Source organism: Agromyces albus, from assembly GCF_030815405.1.
Lineage (GTDB): Bacteria > Actinomycetota > Actinomycetes > Actinomycetales > Microbacteriaceae > Agromyces > Agromyces albus_A.
Genome location: NZ_JAUSWX010000001.1, coordinates 1,948,420 through 1,962,041, shown reverse-complemented (window position 1 = coordinate 1,962,041; position 13,622 = coordinate 1,948,420). Strand labels below are relative to the sequence as shown.

Genomic DNA, 13,622 nt, shown 5'->3' with positions numbered 1-13,622 from the left:
GCGTGGTGCTCCGCCGCTAATGTGGGGGCATGACCGACTCCGCCCGCGGCCCGTTGCGTGTCGTGCTCGCCGAGGACTCGGTGCTCTTGCGTGAGGGGCTCGTGCGGCTCTTCGACGAGGCCGGCTTCGAGACGGCCGCCGCCTACGGCGACGCCGACGAGTTGCTCGCCCAGCTCGACGAGACCCGGCCCGACGTCGCGGTGCTCGACGTGCGGATGCCGCCGACGTTCCGCGACGAAGGCGTGCGTGCGGCCATCGAGTTGCGCCGGCGCAAGCCGCGGCTCGGCGTGCTGCTCCTCAGCCAGTACGTCGAGGGCACGTATGCGCACGAGTTGCTCTCGTCAGGCGAGGGTGGCATGGGGTACCTGCTGAAGGATCGCATCGCCTCGCTCGACGAGCTGAAGGACGCCGTCGAGCGGGTGAGCGAGGGCGGCACCGTGCTCGACCCACAGGTCGTGCGCGAGCTGCTCTCGCGGCGCAGCGACCCCCTCGAGTCGCTCACCCCGCGCGAGCGCGAGGTGCTCGAGCTCATGGCCGAGGGCCGAACGAACGCGGGCATCGCGAAGCAGCTCTTCATCGGCGTGGGCGCCGTGGAGAAGAACGTCACCTCGATCTTCCAGAAGCTCGCGCTCGAGGACTCGGGCACCGATCACCGACGTGTGCTCGCGGTGATCACCTGGTTGCAGCGCTAGCGCCGAGCTTCACCTGCGGTGCCCGTCAGCCCGCCATGGCGGGTCGGCTCAGCGTTACTTCACCGAGATGTGCGAGAAGAGGAACCAGCGGTCCTTGTCGAGTCCGCGGCGGATCTCGATCGCGACGTCCTGGCTCACGGGGTCGAGCTTCTCGAGACCCTCGACCGCGTCGCCCACCTTCTCGGCAGCGAGGTCGATCTGCGCGACGACATCCGCGATCGCCTCTTCGTAGGGCTGGAATCCGAGCTTCGGGTTCGCGGCGTTGCTCTTGCTGGCCACGGTCGCGAGGCGCCCGTCGATCGGAAGGCCGAGGGCGACGACTCGCTCGGCGGCGAGGTCGGCCCACTCCTGGGCGTGCGCCACGACCTCGTCGAGGAGCTCGTGCACGGCGATGAAGTTCACGCCGCGTACGTGCCAGTGCGCCTGCTTGCCGTTCACGGCGAGGGCGACGAGCTCGTGCACGACGGGCGTCAGGAACTGCGCGACTCCCGCGGCGACGTCGGCGTTGGATCCGGTCTTCGAAGTCTTCGGTGCATCCTTGGTGTCGGTCATCGATTCCACCCTTCCCTGGCGTATGTCCTGATCAACGCTACGCCGCCCCCCGTGTATTTCAAGGAAGGAAAGCCTCGGCTCACCGGGGCTGGATGCGTGCGTCGAACGGATGCGGCGGGCCGGCCGTTTCGCCTCATTCCTCCTCTGGCGGCAGCGCCGCGGCATCGACCATGAACACCTTCATGGGGTAGAGCGTCGCGCTCTGTACGCCGGCGAAGACCGCCGGATCGGACGCCATCACGGCACGCGCCGACGCCTCATCCGGAGCGGTGAAGACCACGTCGCCGAAGAGGCGTTCGGGATCGGTCTCGTCGCTGCGACCCACGAAGATCACGCGGCCCTCCTCTCGGAGCCGCACGAGGTGGTTCCAATGCCCCTCGAGTGCCGTCGCCTCATCCGGCGTCGGACCCTCGGTGAGCAGCTCAATGCGATTGAGCCGCAACCGGTAGAGCCACGTCTGGGTCATGGGCGCCTCCGAACGCTGTCGCTTCCTCGTTGAGCGCGAGCATAGTGTCCTCGTTCGTAGGGAACTCGTTCGCGTACTCGCTGGGATCGGTCAGCGGCGCACTTGATAGCGCACGTGAAGCACCCGGTTGCCCTGAATCACCACGTCAGGATCCTCCAACAGGTGCTGCGCGTCGACCGAGCCGAAGTAGCGCTTGCCAGACCCGAACACGACGGGTACGACGTCCATGCGCACCTCATCGATCAGGCCCGCGGCAAGCACCTGGCCACCGACGTCGCCGGCGGCGACCTCGACGATGCGGTCACCCGCAAGCTCCTGCGCCTTGGCCACGGCTGCCTCGACGCCGTCGACGAAGTGAAACGGCGCCTCGGGGTCCCAGCCCTCGGGCTTCGGCCGGTGCGTCACGACGACCACGTGGTCGATCCCGCCCGGAGGCTGCCCGTCCCAGCCGTCCGTCATGTCGAAGACGTGGCGGCCGGCGATTGTCACACCGATCTGGTCCCAGTACGGCCTGGTGTAGTCGAAGGACGTCTGCGAGACCTTCAACACGCCGCTCTCGTCCAACGGGACGTCACCGCTGGTCAACCAGTCGAACAGCGGTCCGGGCTGGTCGTTCTCGTCCGCGATGAAGCCGTCTACCGACACCGAGCTGTACATGACTACTTTGCCCATGAGCGCTCCTCTCCTTGGGGGATGCCCTCAGGTTAGAGTTTCGTGGGCTGTCGCGCTTGCAGGAAAGTCAATCGGTCGGCAGCGGCCAGCCGTCCAGTACGTCGCCGGGATGCATCCGGCGCGAGGGTGGATCGAGGTAGCGTCGAGTTGTGCTTCAGACGACGGATGCCTCGCGCCGGGTGGTGCTCCAACGGCGCATCCGTGCGGTGGTCTACGTCACCATCGCCTACAACGTGATCGAGGCGATCATCGCCCTTGCCGCGGGCTCGGCCGCGTCGTCGGCCGCCCTCATCGGCTTCGGACTCGACTCGATCGTCGAGGTGCTCTCCGCGGCCGCGGTCGCCTGGCAGTTCGCGGCGCCCGACCCTGAACGCCGCGAGCGCACGGCCCTGCGCATCATCGCAGTGTCGTTCTTCGCGCTCGCCGCATGGGTCTCGGTCGACGCGATCTTCTCGCTTGCCGGGGTGCGCGAGCCCGAGCCGAGCCCCGTGGGCATCGCACTCGCGGCGGTGAGCCTCGTGGTGATGCCGGTGGTCAGCTGGATCGAGCGGCGCGCCGGCCGCGAGCTCGGCTCGGCGTCGGCGGTCGCCGACTCGAAGCAGACCCTCATCTGCAGCTACCTCTCGGCGACGCTGCTCGTGGGCCTGCTCCTCAACGCGCTGCTCGGCTGGGCGTGGGCCGACGCGGTCGCTGCGCTCGTGATCGCCGGCTTCGCGGTGCGCGAGGGCGTGGAGGCATGGCGCGGCGACGCCTGTGCCGAGCCTGTGGCGGTGCTCACGGGCGAGCGCGAGGCGCACGAGCACGACCACGACCACGATGACTGAGCGTTGTTGCCGTATCTGGAGGGGATGACGGGAATCGAACCCGCGTAATCAGTTTGGAAGACTGAGGCTCTACCATTGAGCTACATCCCCGAGCACCCGCTCACGGGCACTGCCTCATCGTAATACACGGCAGGGGTCCGTCCTTGCACGGGGCGTGTGCGGCCTCCGTTCGAAGGAGCATGCACATGAGCGGTCGAGAGACGATCGAGGCGCTGATCGCACCGCTGAACGCCGGTGACGTCGACGGAATGGATGCCGTATTCCACGAGGACGCCGTGATGGAATGGCCCCAGTCGGGCGAGCGCATCGTCGGCGGTGAGAATCGGCGAGGTGTCTACCGCGCCTTTCCGCAGTTGCCGAAGATCACACCGCGGCGAGGCATCCGTTGCGACGAGCTCTTACCGCAACTCGGCGATCAAGCGGATGGTGCCGCGCGCAAGGCGTAATTGGCGCTCGTAGGTCGCGGCGAGCACCACGAACAGCATGCCCGCGATGCCGAGCCACAGCCACCACCACACGGCCTCGTAGAGGTCGGTGATCCACGGCCAGAGCTGCACGATCGCGTGCACGAGCAGCACGCCGCCGCCGAGGAGCAGCGGCGCCTGGAGGCGACGCATGGCCCCGACGAGCACCACGAGGGCGGCGACGATGCCGAGCGCGACGTTCCGCCAGAGTTCGGGATCAGTGAAGTCGGCGACGAGCGAAGGGATCAGCAGCAGCGCGAGACCGATACCGAGCGCCGGCCAGCTGCCGACCTCGGGGGAGCGGCGCATCCGGAACCACCCTGCGCCGATGAGCGCGACGCCCACTGAGGCCGTGACGAGGTCGAACGGATCGACCTCGCCGGCCACGAGCACCGCGAGGCCGCCGAGCGCGAGCACTCCGATCGTCGCCCAACTGAAGGTGGGCCCGGCGATCGGCCGCGCGGTCGTCGCGGTGGCAGCGATGTGCGCGAGCGCGAGCAGCGGGAACAGCACCGCGGCGCGCAGCGTCGGCTGCTCGCCGGACACGATCGCGAGCACCGTCGGCACGGCTGCCAGGGCGACGGATGCCGCGAGCAACGCCTCGGCGATCCACGCGGGCCGCGATTCGACCCGCGTCCACGTCACCGCAATCGTGGCACCCGCAGCCAGCGCCACGAGCGGCCAGAACTCGACGAACAGCACGCTGTCGTCGGCGCCGGTCGCGATCGCGGAGCCGCGCACGAGCGCCGCGCCGGTGACCGCGGTCCAGCCGGCAACGACGCCGAGCAGTCGCACGGGTACGCCGCGAGCCGACTCCGGGAGGAACGCGGCGGCGACCGCCACGACGATGCCGATCGACACGAGCGCGAGGGTGCGCAACTCGGAGTCTCCGCTCGAACCCACGCTCGGCAGCACCGCGATCGCCGCAGCCGTACCGAACAGCGCGGTGCGGCCGGAAGTGCGCGAGTCATCGGTGGCTCGTCGCCAGGTGATCAGCCCGCCCGCCATGCCCAGCGCCGCCGCGAGGGGGAGTGTGTAGGCCTCGACGTTGTCGACGCCGTCACCGGCGAGCCACGCCCACACCGCCGCGACACCGAGCGCGAGGCTCAACCAGGCGAGGTGCCGGCTCGGCTGCTCGCCGCCGACAGGATCGCCGTACAGTGCCGCCATCACGATCGGCACCGGCGTGAGCAGCAGCAGCACGAGCCACAGCTCATCGTTCGCGAACGTGCCCGTTGCGGCCATCAGGAGGGCGGTGACGCCCGCGAGCCCGACCGCGGCACTCCAGGCGAACCGCAGATTCCGTATGTGTGCCGGCGGAGCCGAGTGGGCGAGTGCGGCGGAGAGCAGGGTCGCTCCAGCGACGCCGACTCCCGCGAACTCGGGCCCGAACACCTCATCGACCGCGGCTGCGGACGCGAGGGAGAGGGCGAGCGGCGTGGCGGCGGCGAACGCGATGCGCATCGCCGAGGAGAGGCCGACACGCACCCACAGGATGCCCGCGACGACGAACACGAGCGCCGGGAGCCAGCGCAAGTCGAGCTCGGGCTCGAACGCGAGGGCTGCGAGCGCTACGACGGATGCCGCGAAGAGCGGCACCACGACGGCGAGCCGGTCGCGCGGGGTGCCGCGCCGCACGAGCGTCGCACCCGCCAGCAGCACGGCCCCGCCGGTCGCGAGCCACATCCAGGGCGACGTCCACGGCGCGACGAATTCGGCCGCGGCCGCGTCGAGCCACAGCGGGATCGAGACAAGGGCGGCGGCGAGGAGCGCAGCGGCGATGGCGAGCAGCGTTGCACCGGCGCGAGGCGCGGCATCCGCGGTCCAGACCCTGTGTGCCAGCACCCTGCCCGCGATGGTGATCGCGATGACGGCGGCGATCGCCCACGGCCAGATCGCGACGCTCGCATAGCCGACCCACCACGCGAGCGCGCCTCCGCTGCCGCCCACGATGAGCAGGGTCACGAGGAGGCCGGGCACGGTGAAGCGCCGCAGGGTGGCGGCGAGGGCGAGTGCGCCGGCTGCGAGGGCGAGGAGCACTGCGGCCGAGACTGCGGTGCTCGGTGCCAGGGCGCCGGTGACGAGCACGCCGGCGAGTGCCGCGCCGACCGGGACTGCTGCGAGCCGGTGCGCGTGGCCCATGAGCCAGGTCACGACGAAAGCGCCGGCGGCGATCACGAACGGCACGAGCACAGCGCCCGAGTCGTACTCGGGCCAGATGGTCTCGATGCGTGCATCGGCGTCGAGCTGCCACGGCGGAATACTCGCGGCGAACCGCGTGAAGACCGCAATGAGGCCGAAGAACGCCCCCGGAATGGCCGCGGCGAATGTCACGGCGGCAGCGGCGATGCACGCCCGGAACGCGTCCCGTGAGACCGGCTGGGTCAAGCGGGTACCCGCGGCGATCAGCGATGCGACGGCGACGGCCGCCGCCGGGGCGAGCCAGATGGCGAGGTCGGAGTCGAGTTCGAAGGCGATCGAGACAGCGGGTGCGAGGGCGAGTCCCGCTCCGAATGCGGGAGTCGCGATCCGCGCCCAAACACGTGACATGCCCGCGCCACGGAGGTGCAACGCGACGAGCGCGAGCAGCCATGCCGCCGCGACCGCGAGGAAGGTCCACAGCTCGTTCCACTCCAGCTCGGGCAGTGCCCACGCGGCGGGCAGGAGTCCGAGCCCGCCGGCGGCGAATCCGGCGGAGAGCAGGATCACGCGCTCGGTCGAGCGCGGCAGGAGCAACGCCGCCGTGCCGAGCAGCGACGCGGCGAGGCATCCGAGCCACACGCCGGTGGCGAACTCGGACTCGGGCGCCGCCTCGAACGAGAGCAGGAAGACGCCGACGGGCGCGAGACCCGCCGCGGCGAAACCGGCGACGCGGATGCCGCTCACGGCGTGCACCCCCGAGAGCAGCAGCGCGACGACGAGCAGGGCGCCGCCCGTGTAGCCGGCAGCGCCGATCGTGTCGGTGCCGAACAACCCCTGGTCTCGCACGATCCACACGTCGAGCAGCAACAGCACGACTGCGACCGAGGCCACTCCCTCGGCCGTACCCGGCAGGCGACGCGCCCGCAGCAGCCATGCGACCCCGAGCACGAGCACGCTCGCCACCGCGATGATCACCGAGCGCACCTCGAGGCTCGCCACGAGGTAAGCGACGAAGAGGAACACGATCGCTGTGATCGAGATGAGCACGACGCCGAGCGTCAGCAGCAGCACCTGCACGCCGGAGCGGCCCGAGCGAGCCTCGCCCTGACCGGGAACGGATGCCGCGGGCGGCTGCCCCACCGCCGGCGCCGGCGGTGCCGTGGCCGCTGCCTGCACCGTCACTGCCGCGGGCACCGGCGCTGCAGCCGGCGCGGGTGCAGCCGCCGGCATGGCCGCCGGGGCGGGCGGTGCCGCCGTGGTCACCGCAGGCGCCCACGTTGCACCCATGCCTGCAGCCGCCGCCTCGGCCCGCGCCGCCTGGGCCGTGCGCATCCGCGTGATGAGCTGCTGACGTCGGCCCTCGTCTTCGTACACGCGAGTGCCCGCCGCGAGGAGCTCCGAAGCCTCGGGCGCGGCGAGGTCGAGCCCGCACGCGCCGCAGCGCGCAGACGAGAGCCGCGAGAAGCACGCCGGGCAGAGCGTGGTGTCGATGAGGTGGGCGGGCTCGGCCGGCCAGCGGCGGAGGTCGCGCAGGGGTGCGGCGGGTGGGCGGTCGCTCATGGGCACACTCTGCCACGGGGGAGCGCCCGCATGGCGGAACATCCACACTCGAATCGGCGCGACTTCATGGCCGATCGGGTGTTGAGGACCGGTGCACGCAACAGCGGGCCCGTCGGCTGTGCAGTAGACTTTCGTGGGTCCACCCGACTGACGCGTGCTTCGGCATGCCTGCGTGGGTGAATCGACGAGTTGAGTCGGCGACTCGGGGCGTAGCTCAGCTTGGTAGAGCGCCCGCTTTGGGAGCGGGAGGTCGCAGGTTCGAATCCTGTCGCCCCGACGAGTGCAGTACTCGACACGAACTTCCACACAACAGGAGATCTTCCACATGCCGACCACTTCGGTTGAGAAGCTGAGCCCGACGCGCGCCAAGCTCACCATCTCGGTGACGCCCGAGGAGCTGAAGCCCAGCATCACCCACGCTTACAGCCACATCGCCGAGCAGATCAACGTGCCCGGATTCCGCAAGGGCAAGGTGCCGCCGCCCATCGTCGACCAGCGCGTCGGCAAGGCCGCGGTGCTCGAGCACGCGGTCAACGAGGGCCTCGACGGCTTCTACCGCGCCGCCGTCGCCGAGCACGAGCTGCGCCCTCTCGGCCGCCCCGAGGCCGACATCGTCGAGTGGCCGAACGAGAAGGACTTCTCGGGCGACCTGCTGCTCGCGATCGAGGTCGACGTGCGACCCGAGATCGAGCTGCCCGACTACGAGGGCCTCGAGCTCACGGTCGACTCGGTCGAGGTCGGCGACGACGAGGTCAACGAAGAGCTCGAGCGTCTCCGCAGCCGCTTCGGCACCCTCATCACCGTCGACCGTCCGGCCAAGTCGGGCGACTTCGTCACCCTCGACCTCGTCGCCATGATCGCCGGCGTCGAGGTCGACACGGCGAGCGGCATCTCCTACGAGCTCGGCTCGGGCGAGCTGCTCGAGGGCATCGACGAGGCACTCGACACGCTCTCCGCGGGCGAGACCACGACCTTCGACTCGAAGCTCCTGGGCGGCGACCACGAGGGCGAGACCGCCGAGATCACCGTCACCGTCACGGCCGTCAAGGAGCGCGAGCTTCCAGAGGCCGACGACGACTTCGCCCAGATCGCGAGCGAGTTCGACACGCTCGACGAACTCAAGACGAGCCTGCGCGAGCAGGTCGCCGGCTCCAAGTCGTTCGGCCAGGGCAACCAGGCTCGCGACCTCCTCGTCGAGAAGCTCCTCGAGCTCGTCGAGGTGCCGATCGCGCAAGCCGTCATCGACGACGAGGTGCACCGTCACCTCGAGAGCGAGAACCGCCTCGAAGACGACGAGCACCGTGCCGAGGTCGCCGAGTCGAGCGCGAAGGCGTTCCGCACGCAGATCGTGCTCGACACCATCGCCGAGGCCGAGAAGGTGCAGGTCAGCCAAGACGAGCTGACCCAGTACCTCGTGCAGGGCGCCGCCCAGTACGGCATGGACCCCAACGAGTTCGTGCAGGCGCTCAGCCAGAACGGCCAGATCCCCGCCATGGTCGGCGAGGTCGCCCGCAACAAGGCGCTCGCGATCGCGCTCGGCAAGGCGAAGGTGACGGATGCCGCAGGCAACCCCGTCGACCTCTCCGAGTTCACGGCCGTGGCAGACGAGGCCGGAGCGACGGATGCCGCAGCCGACGCCGAGGCGCCGGCCGACTCGTCCGACGAGGCCGCTGCAGCCGAGGCCGAGCCCGCCGAGGAGCCGAAGAAGCCGGCTCGCAAGCGCGCCGCCAAGAAGGCCGACGCCGAATAAGCCAGCACACACCACCGTGAACGGGGTCAGGCCATGCGCCCGGCCCCGTTCTGCGTCTCAGGAGGAGGACTCCGTGAACGATTGGCAGCACCGCGTCGACGCCGTCTGGCAGCAGGCTTCCGCGCTCGGCGACGACGAAGTCATCAAGCGGATCGACGCGCTCGCCGCTGAACGGCCGGCGGACGAGCCGGTCGCACTGTTCGAACGAGCGGGAGCGCGCGACTCAGCCGGCCTCGAGGCCCAAGCCGAGTTGCTCTACCGCGCGGCGCTTGCGGGCGGCCTGAGCGGCCCTGAGCGCGTGCAGGCGTACGTGCAGCTCGCGTCGACGATCCGGAACCTCGGGCGTCCACTCGAGTCGATCGCCTCGACGAGATCGAGCCCGACGCGGGCGAGCTGCGCGACGCGGTGGTCGCGTTCCGTGCTCTCGCGCTCGTCGACGCGGGCGACGCCCGGCGCGCGGCATCCGACGCCCTCGCGGCCCTCGCTCCCCACCTGCCGCGCTACGGCGTGTCGCTCGCCGCGTACGCCGCAGAGCTCGCGGCATCCGCCTAGGGCGAACAGCCCGATCCGCGTGCGTTGCACCGGATAGATTCGAGTGAACGCGACAACGAAACGGAGCGACACATGGCCGAACCGACACTGGCTCCCAGTGTTTTCGATCGACTGCTGAGGGACCGCATCATCTGGCTGGGTTCCGAGGTACGTGACGACAACGCCAATGAGATCGCGGCGAAGCTGCTGCTCCTCGCCGCAGAAGACGCCAAGAAGGACATCTTCCTCTACGTCAACTCGCCAGGTGGTTCCATCACCGCCGGCATGGCGATCTACGACACGATGCAATTCGTGCCGAACGACATCGTCACCGTCGGCATCGGCATGGCCGCCTCGATGGGGCAGCTGCTGCTCACCGCAGGCACCAAGGGCAAGCGCTACATCACCCCCAACGCCCGAGTGCTGCTGCACCAGCCGCACGGCGGCTTCGGCGGCACCGCGAGCGACATCCAGACGCAGGCGCAGCTGATCCTCGACATGAAGAAGCGACTCGCCGAGATCACCGCAGAGCAGACCGGCAAGAGCGTCGCGCAGATCAACGCCGACGGCGACCGCGACCGTTGGTTCAACGCGCGCGAGGCCCTCGAATACGGCTTCGTCGACCACATCCGCGAGTCGGCACTCGACGTGGCCGGCGGCGGCGGCACCGACCAGGCGTAGGCACCGAGAGAAGAGAGAACGAGCGAATGAACATCCCTGCTTTCGGCGGCACCGCATTCCGCGGCGTCCAAGCCCCGGGCTCGCGCTACATCCTGCCGAGCTTCGAGGAGCGCACGGCCTACGGCTACAAGCGCCAAGACCCCTACGCCAAGCTCTTCGAGGACCGCATCATCTTCCTCGGCGTGCAGGTCGACGACGCGTCGGCCGACGACATCATGGCGCAGCTGCTCGTGCTCGAGTCCATGGACCCCGACCGCGACATCATCCTCTACATCAACTCGCCCGGTGGCTCCTTCACCGCGATGACGGCCATCTACGACACGATGCAGTACATCCGTCCGCAGATCCAGACGGTCGTGCTCGGCCAGGCGGCCTCGGCGGCGGCGGTCATCGCGGCGGCCGGCACCCCGGGCAAGCGACTCGCGCTGCCGAACGCCCGCGTGCTCATCCACCAGCCCGCCATGGGCGAGGCGGGTCACGGCCAGGCGTCCGACATCGAGATCCAGGCCGCCGAGATCATGCGCATGCGCTCGTGGCTCGAAGAGACGCTCTCGCGTCACTCGAACCACACGCAGGAGCAGGTCAACAGCGACATCGACCGCGACAAGATCCTCTCGGCGAGCGAGGCGCTCGACTACGGCCTCATCGACCAGGTGCTCACCTCGCGCAAGAGCCTCCCGGCGCTCGCGAAGTAACCTCTCAGCGTGACGAACGCGGCGGATGACTGGCTCTACGACAGCCGGGCCATCCGCCGCGTCGCGCTGTACTCCGATGCCCTGCTCAACCCCTCGGCGTGGCCGGCGACGGTCCCGGCCGTCGCCCAGCTGATCGCCGAGGGCGGCTTGGAGTTCGCGCCCGGACTCACGTTCCTCGTCGGCGAGAACGGCAGCGGCAAGTCGACGCTCCTCGAGGGCATCGCGATGGCCTACGGGCTTCCGCCCGAGGGCGGCAGCAACAACGGCGGCCGCTCCACGCGCGAGAGTGAATCGCCGCTCGCGAGCTGGCTCCGCATCGAGCGGAGTCCGACGGCACCGCGATGGGGCTTCTTCCTGCGCGCCGAGACGATGCACGGGTACTACAGCTATGCCGAGTCACTGCCCGGGAATCCCGACCCTGCGTTCCACGCCATGAGCCACGGCGAGTCCTTCAACGAGCTCCTCGACGTGAAGCTCAATCATCCGCAGTTCCTCGCCGGCCTCGTCTGCCTCGACGAGCCCGAGGCGGCACTCTCGTTCAATTCGATGCTCGCGTGGATCGCCGGGCTCGATCGCATGGTGGCCCGAGGCACGCAGGTGATCTGCGCGACGCACTCGCCGATCCTCGCCTCCGTGCCGGGCGCGACGATCCTCGAACTGGGGGAGTGGGGCATCCGACAAGTCGAGTGGAGCGAACTCGAGCTCGTCTCGCATTGGCGAGCCTATCTCGACGATCCCCGGCGCTATCTGCGTCATCTGCTCGACTGAACGGCCCGGTTCGCGGCCGGCGAAACGCGGTTCGTGTCGAATCCGCGGGCGCTACCCACCATGTGCCCGATCTCGGGCTAGGCTCGGAACAGACTCGTTGAGAGGGAGGCTGCGATGGCACGCATCGGGGAGAGCGCCGATCTGCTCAAGTGCTCCTTCTGCGGAAAGAGCCAGAAGCAGGTCCAGCAGCTCATCGCCGGTCCCGGCGTCTACATCTGCGACGAGTGCGTCGAGCTCTGCAACGAGATCATCGAGGAGCGACTCGCCGAGGCAGGCGAGACCGAGTCGAGTGAGTTCGAACTGCCGAAGCCGAAAGAGATCTTCGGATTCCTCGAGGAGTACGTCATCGGACAAGAGGCCGCCAAGCGCGCCCTCGCCGTTGCCGTCTACAACCACTACAAGCGCGTACGCGCCCGCACCACGCTCACGTCGGCCGACCACCAGCGCGACGATGTCGAGATCGCCAAGTCCAACATCCTGCTCATCGGGCCCACGGGTTGCGGCAAGACCTACCTCGCGCAGACCCTCGCGAAACAGCTCAACGTCCCGTTCGCGGTCGCCGATGCGACGGCGCTCACCGAGGCCGGCTACGTCGGTGAAGATGTCGAGAACATCCTCCTGAAGCTCATCCAGGCCGCCGACTACGACATCAAGCGAGCCGAGACGGGCATCATCTACATCGACGAGGTCGACAAGATCGCGCGCAAGGCCGAGAACCCCTCGATCACGAGAGACGTCTCGGGCGAGGGCGTGCAGCAGGCACTGCTGAAGATTCTCGAGGGCACCGTCGCATCCGTGCCGCCGCAAGGTGGCCGCAAGCACCCTCACCAGGAGTTCATCCAGATCGACACGACGAACGTGCTGTTCATCGTCGCGGGCGCGTTCGCGGGGCTCGAGGACATCATCTCCTCACGCGCCGGCAAGCGCGGCATCGGCTTCGGCGCCCCCTTGCACAACAAGGAGGACGAAGCCGACATCTTCAGCGAGGTCCTCCCCGAAGACCTGCACAAGTTCGGCCTCATCCCAGAGTTCATCGGCCGTCTCCCGGTCGTCGCCACGGTCGGGCCGCTCGACCGCGACGCTCTCATGGAGATCCTCACGGTGCCGAAGAACGCGCTGATCCGGCAGTACCAGCGCATGTTCGAGCTCGACGGCGTCGAGCTCGATTTCGAGGAGCCTGCGCTGCAGGCCATCGCCGATCTCGCGGTGCTGCGTCAGACCGGCGCCCGTGGGCTCCGCGCCATCATGGAAGAGGTGCTCGGGCCGATCATGTTCGAGGTGCCGTCCTCCACGGGCGTCGCCCGCGTGGTCGTGACGAAGGCCGCCGTGCTCGACAACGCGGCGCCGACGATCGTGCCCCACAAGCCGCGCCGCGCAGAGAAGTCCGCGTAGCGACGCGAGCCCGGTGTCGAGCGCGAGCTCGACGCGAGATTAGTCGTAGACCCGAAGAACCTGCCAGCGGGCGCCGTCGTATGCGACGTCGAAGACGTGCGTCTCGCCGTCGTCGGCACTCGCCTGGAAGCGCCAGCCCGAGATCTCGAGCGGAACCCGGCCCGGGGAGACGTCGTGTTCCGAGAACGGACTCCACCAGTCGCACGGGCCCACGAGCGGGCAGTCGCACGGGCCCACGAGCGGGGTGGGCATGTCGGTCACGCGGAAGCGCCGCGAGCGCCAGACGAGCCGCTCGGGTTCGCCCGCCTCGCCGGACCAGATCTCGACGATCTCCTGCACGCGCGGCATGCGCACCTCCACCGACATTCGAAGATATGTTCGATGGTAACACCGCGTGGTGAATGCGACGGAACGTGACCCTGAAGTTGTCGGA

The 13,622-nt window shown here is 69.2% G+C and carries 14 protein-coding genes and 2 tRNA genes; 10 read left to right on the top strand and 6 right to left on the bottom strand.

The genetic code is table 11. The annotated features are described in order from the left end of the window. Nucleotides 1–29 precede the first annotated feature (29 nt). Nucleotides 30–692 carry a response regulator transcription factor gene (locus QFZ29_RS09230; protein ID WP_306893836.1) on the top strand — a complete coding sequence of 221 codons (663 nt, stop codon included), beginning with the start codon at nucleotides 30–32 and terminating at the stop codon, nucleotides 690–692. A 54-nt stretch (nucleotides 693–746) separates the two neighbouring features. Here the strand turns inward: QFZ29_RS09230 and QFZ29_RS09225 are convergent, their stop codons facing one another. The 3 genes from QFZ29_RS09225 to QFZ29_RS09215 all read right to left on the bottom strand — a co-directional run bounded on the left by QFZ29_RS09225 (nucleotide 747) and on the right by QFZ29_RS09215 (nucleotide 2,382). Next, complete coding sequence (locus QFZ29_RS09225) at nucleotides 747–1,244, bottom strand: Dps family protein (RefSeq protein WP_306893835.1); 498 nt, start codon at nucleotides 1,242–1,244, stop codon at nucleotides 747–749. Nucleotides 1,245–1,377: 133 nt separating this feature from the next. Beyond that, nucleotides 1,378–1,710, bottom strand: coding sequence for a YciI family protein (locus tag QFZ29_RS09220; RefSeq protein ID WP_306893834.1), 333 nt, complete (start codon nucleotides 1,708–1,710; stop codon nucleotides 1,378–1,380). Between the two features lie 90 nt (nucleotides 1,711–1,800). Continuing rightward, entirely contained in the window at nucleotides 1,801–2,382 is a 582-nt protein-coding gene (locus tag QFZ29_RS09215) for a dihydrofolate reductase family protein (RefSeq protein WP_306893833.1), read from the bottom strand. Nucleotides 2,383–2,531: 149 nt separating this feature from the next. Between QFZ29_RS09215 and QFZ29_RS09210 the strand changes: the two genes are divergently transcribed. Then, the gene (locus QFZ29_RS09210) at nucleotides 2,532–3,206 is read left to right on the top strand and encodes a cation transporter (RefSeq protein WP_306893832.1); all 675 of its coding nucleotides are present in this window, start codon (nucleotides 2,532–2,534) and stop codon (nucleotides 3,204–3,206) included. Nucleotides 3,207–3,222: 16 nt separating this feature from the next. On the opposite strand, the gene QFZ29_RS09205 is transcribed toward QFZ29_RS09210, so the two are convergent. Further along, nucleotides 3,223–3,296: transfer RNA gene (locus tag QFZ29_RS09205), tRNA-Gly, on the bottom strand. A gap of 95 nt (nucleotides 3,297–3,391) precedes the next feature. On the opposite strand from QFZ29_RS09205, the gene QFZ29_RS09200 reads away from it, so the two are divergent. Next, nucleotides 3,392–3,652 (top strand): nuclear transport factor 2 family protein, encoded by a 261-nt coding sequence (locus QFZ29_RS09200; RefSeq protein ID WP_306893831.1) that lies wholly within the window; start codon nucleotides 3,392–3,394, stop codon nucleotides 3,650–3,652. Here QFZ29_RS09200 and QFZ29_RS09195 read toward each other — a convergent pair. Continuing rightward, nucleotides 3,605–7,372: an SCO7613 C-terminal domain-containing membrane protein gene (locus tag QFZ29_RS09195; RefSeq protein ID WP_306893830.1), complete on the bottom strand. Its 3,768-nt coding sequence runs from the start codon at nucleotides 7,370–7,372 to the stop codon at nucleotides 3,605–3,607. The two genes, QFZ29_RS09200 and QFZ29_RS09195, sit on opposite strands and share 48 nt — an antisense overlap. Nucleotides 7,373–7,575: 203 nt before the next feature. On the opposite strand from QFZ29_RS09195, the gene QFZ29_RS09190 reads away from it, so the two are divergent. The 7 genes from QFZ29_RS09190 to clpX all read left to right on the top strand — a co-directional run bounded on the left by QFZ29_RS09190 (nucleotide 7,576) and on the right by clpX (nucleotide 13,189). Beyond that, a tRNA-Pro gene (locus QFZ29_RS09190) sits at nucleotides 7,576–7,649 on the top strand. A 48-nt stretch (nucleotides 7,650–7,697) separates the two neighbouring features. After that, the gene (tig, locus tag QFZ29_RS09185; RefSeq protein WP_306893829.1) at nucleotides 7,698–9,122 is read left to right on the top strand and encodes a trigger factor; all 1,425 of its coding nucleotides are present in this window, start codon (nucleotides 7,698–7,700) and stop codon (nucleotides 9,120–9,122) included. Nucleotides 9,123–9,195: 73 nt separating this feature from the next. Beyond that, complete coding sequence (locus QFZ29_RS20475) at nucleotides 9,196–9,711, top strand: tetratricopeptide repeat protein (RefSeq protein ID WP_444876251.1); 516 nt, start codon at nucleotides 9,196–9,198, stop codon at nucleotides 9,709–9,711. Nucleotides 9,712–9,746: 35 nt separating this feature from the next. Beyond that, complete coding sequence (locus QFZ29_RS09170) at nucleotides 9,747–10,334, top strand: ATP-dependent Clp protease proteolytic subunit (protein ID WP_129521121.1); 588 nt, start codon at nucleotides 9,747–9,749, stop codon at nucleotides 10,332–10,334. 26 nt (nucleotides 10,335–10,360) lie between these two features. Beyond that, the gene (locus QFZ29_RS09165) at nucleotides 10,361–11,029 is read left to right on the top strand and encodes an ATP-dependent Clp protease proteolytic subunit (protein WP_129521120.1); all 669 of its coding nucleotides are present in this window, start codon (nucleotides 10,361–10,363) and stop codon (nucleotides 11,027–11,029) included. Between the two features lie 9 nt (nucleotides 11,030–11,038). Next, the gene (locus QFZ29_RS09160; RefSeq protein WP_306893827.1) at nucleotides 11,039–11,797 is read left to right on the top strand and encodes an AAA family ATPase; all 759 of its coding nucleotides are present in this window, start codon (nucleotides 11,039–11,041) and stop codon (nucleotides 11,795–11,797) included. Nucleotides 11,798–11,911: 114 nt separating this feature from the next. Beyond that, nucleotides 11,912–13,189, top strand: a complete 1,278-nt coding sequence (clpX, locus tag QFZ29_RS09155; RefSeq protein WP_306893826.1) for an ATP-dependent Clp protease ATP-binding subunit ClpX — start codon at nucleotides 11,912–11,914, stop codon at nucleotides 13,187–13,189. 39 nt (nucleotides 13,190–13,228) lie between these two features. On the opposite strand, the gene QFZ29_RS09150 is transcribed toward clpX, so the two are convergent. After that, nucleotides 13,229–13,537, bottom strand: coding sequence for a hypothetical protein (locus QFZ29_RS09150; protein ID WP_306893825.1), 309 nt, complete (start codon nucleotides 13,535–13,537; stop codon nucleotides 13,229–13,231). Nucleotides 13,538–13,622 lie beyond the last annotated feature (85 nt).

Excerpts from the sequence above, each read along its gene's own strand:
- QFZ29_RS09225 (WP_306893835.1), bottom strand. The coding sequence starts at position 1,244 with ATGACCGACACCAAGGATGCACCGAAGACTTCGAAGACCGGATCCAAC.
- clpX (WP_306893826.1), top strand. The coding sequence starts at position 11,912 with ATGGCACGCATCGGGGAGAGCGCCGATCTGCTCAAGTGCTCCTTCTGC.
- QFZ29_RS09200 (WP_306893831.1), top strand. The coding sequence starts at position 3,392 with ATGAGCGGTCGAGAGACGATCGAGGCGCTGATCGCACCGCTGAACGCC.
- QFZ29_RS09195 (WP_306893830.1), bottom strand. The coding sequence starts at position 7,372 with ATGAGCGACCGCCCACCCGCCGCACCCCTGCGCGACCTCCGCCGCTGG.
- QFZ29_RS09150 (WP_306893825.1), bottom strand. The coding sequence starts at position 13,537 with ATGCCGCGCGTGCAGGAGATCGTCGAGATCTGGTCCGGCGAGGCGGGC.
- QFZ29_RS09215 (WP_306893833.1), bottom strand. The coding sequence starts at position 2,382 with ATGGGCAAAGTAGTCATGTACAGCTCGGTGTCGGTAGACGGCTTCATC.
- tig (WP_306893829.1), top strand. The coding sequence starts at position 7,698 with ATGCCGACCACTTCGGTTGAGAAGCTGAGCCCGACGCGCGCCAAGCTC.
- QFZ29_RS09220 (WP_306893834.1), bottom strand. The coding sequence starts at position 1,710 with ATGACCCAGACGTGGCTCTACCGGTTGCGGCTCAATCGCATTGAGCTG.
- QFZ29_RS09170 (WP_129521121.1), top strand. The coding sequence starts at position 9,747 with ATGGCCGAACCGACACTGGCTCCCAGTGTTTTCGATCGACTGCTGAGG.
- QFZ29_RS09230 (WP_306893836.1), top strand. The coding sequence starts at position 30 with ATGACCGACTCCGCCCGCGGCCCGTTGCGTGTCGTGCTCGCCGAGGAC.
- QFZ29_RS09165 (WP_129521120.1), top strand. The coding sequence starts at position 10,361 with ATGAACATCCCTGCTTTCGGCGGCACCGCATTCCGCGGCGTCCAAGCC.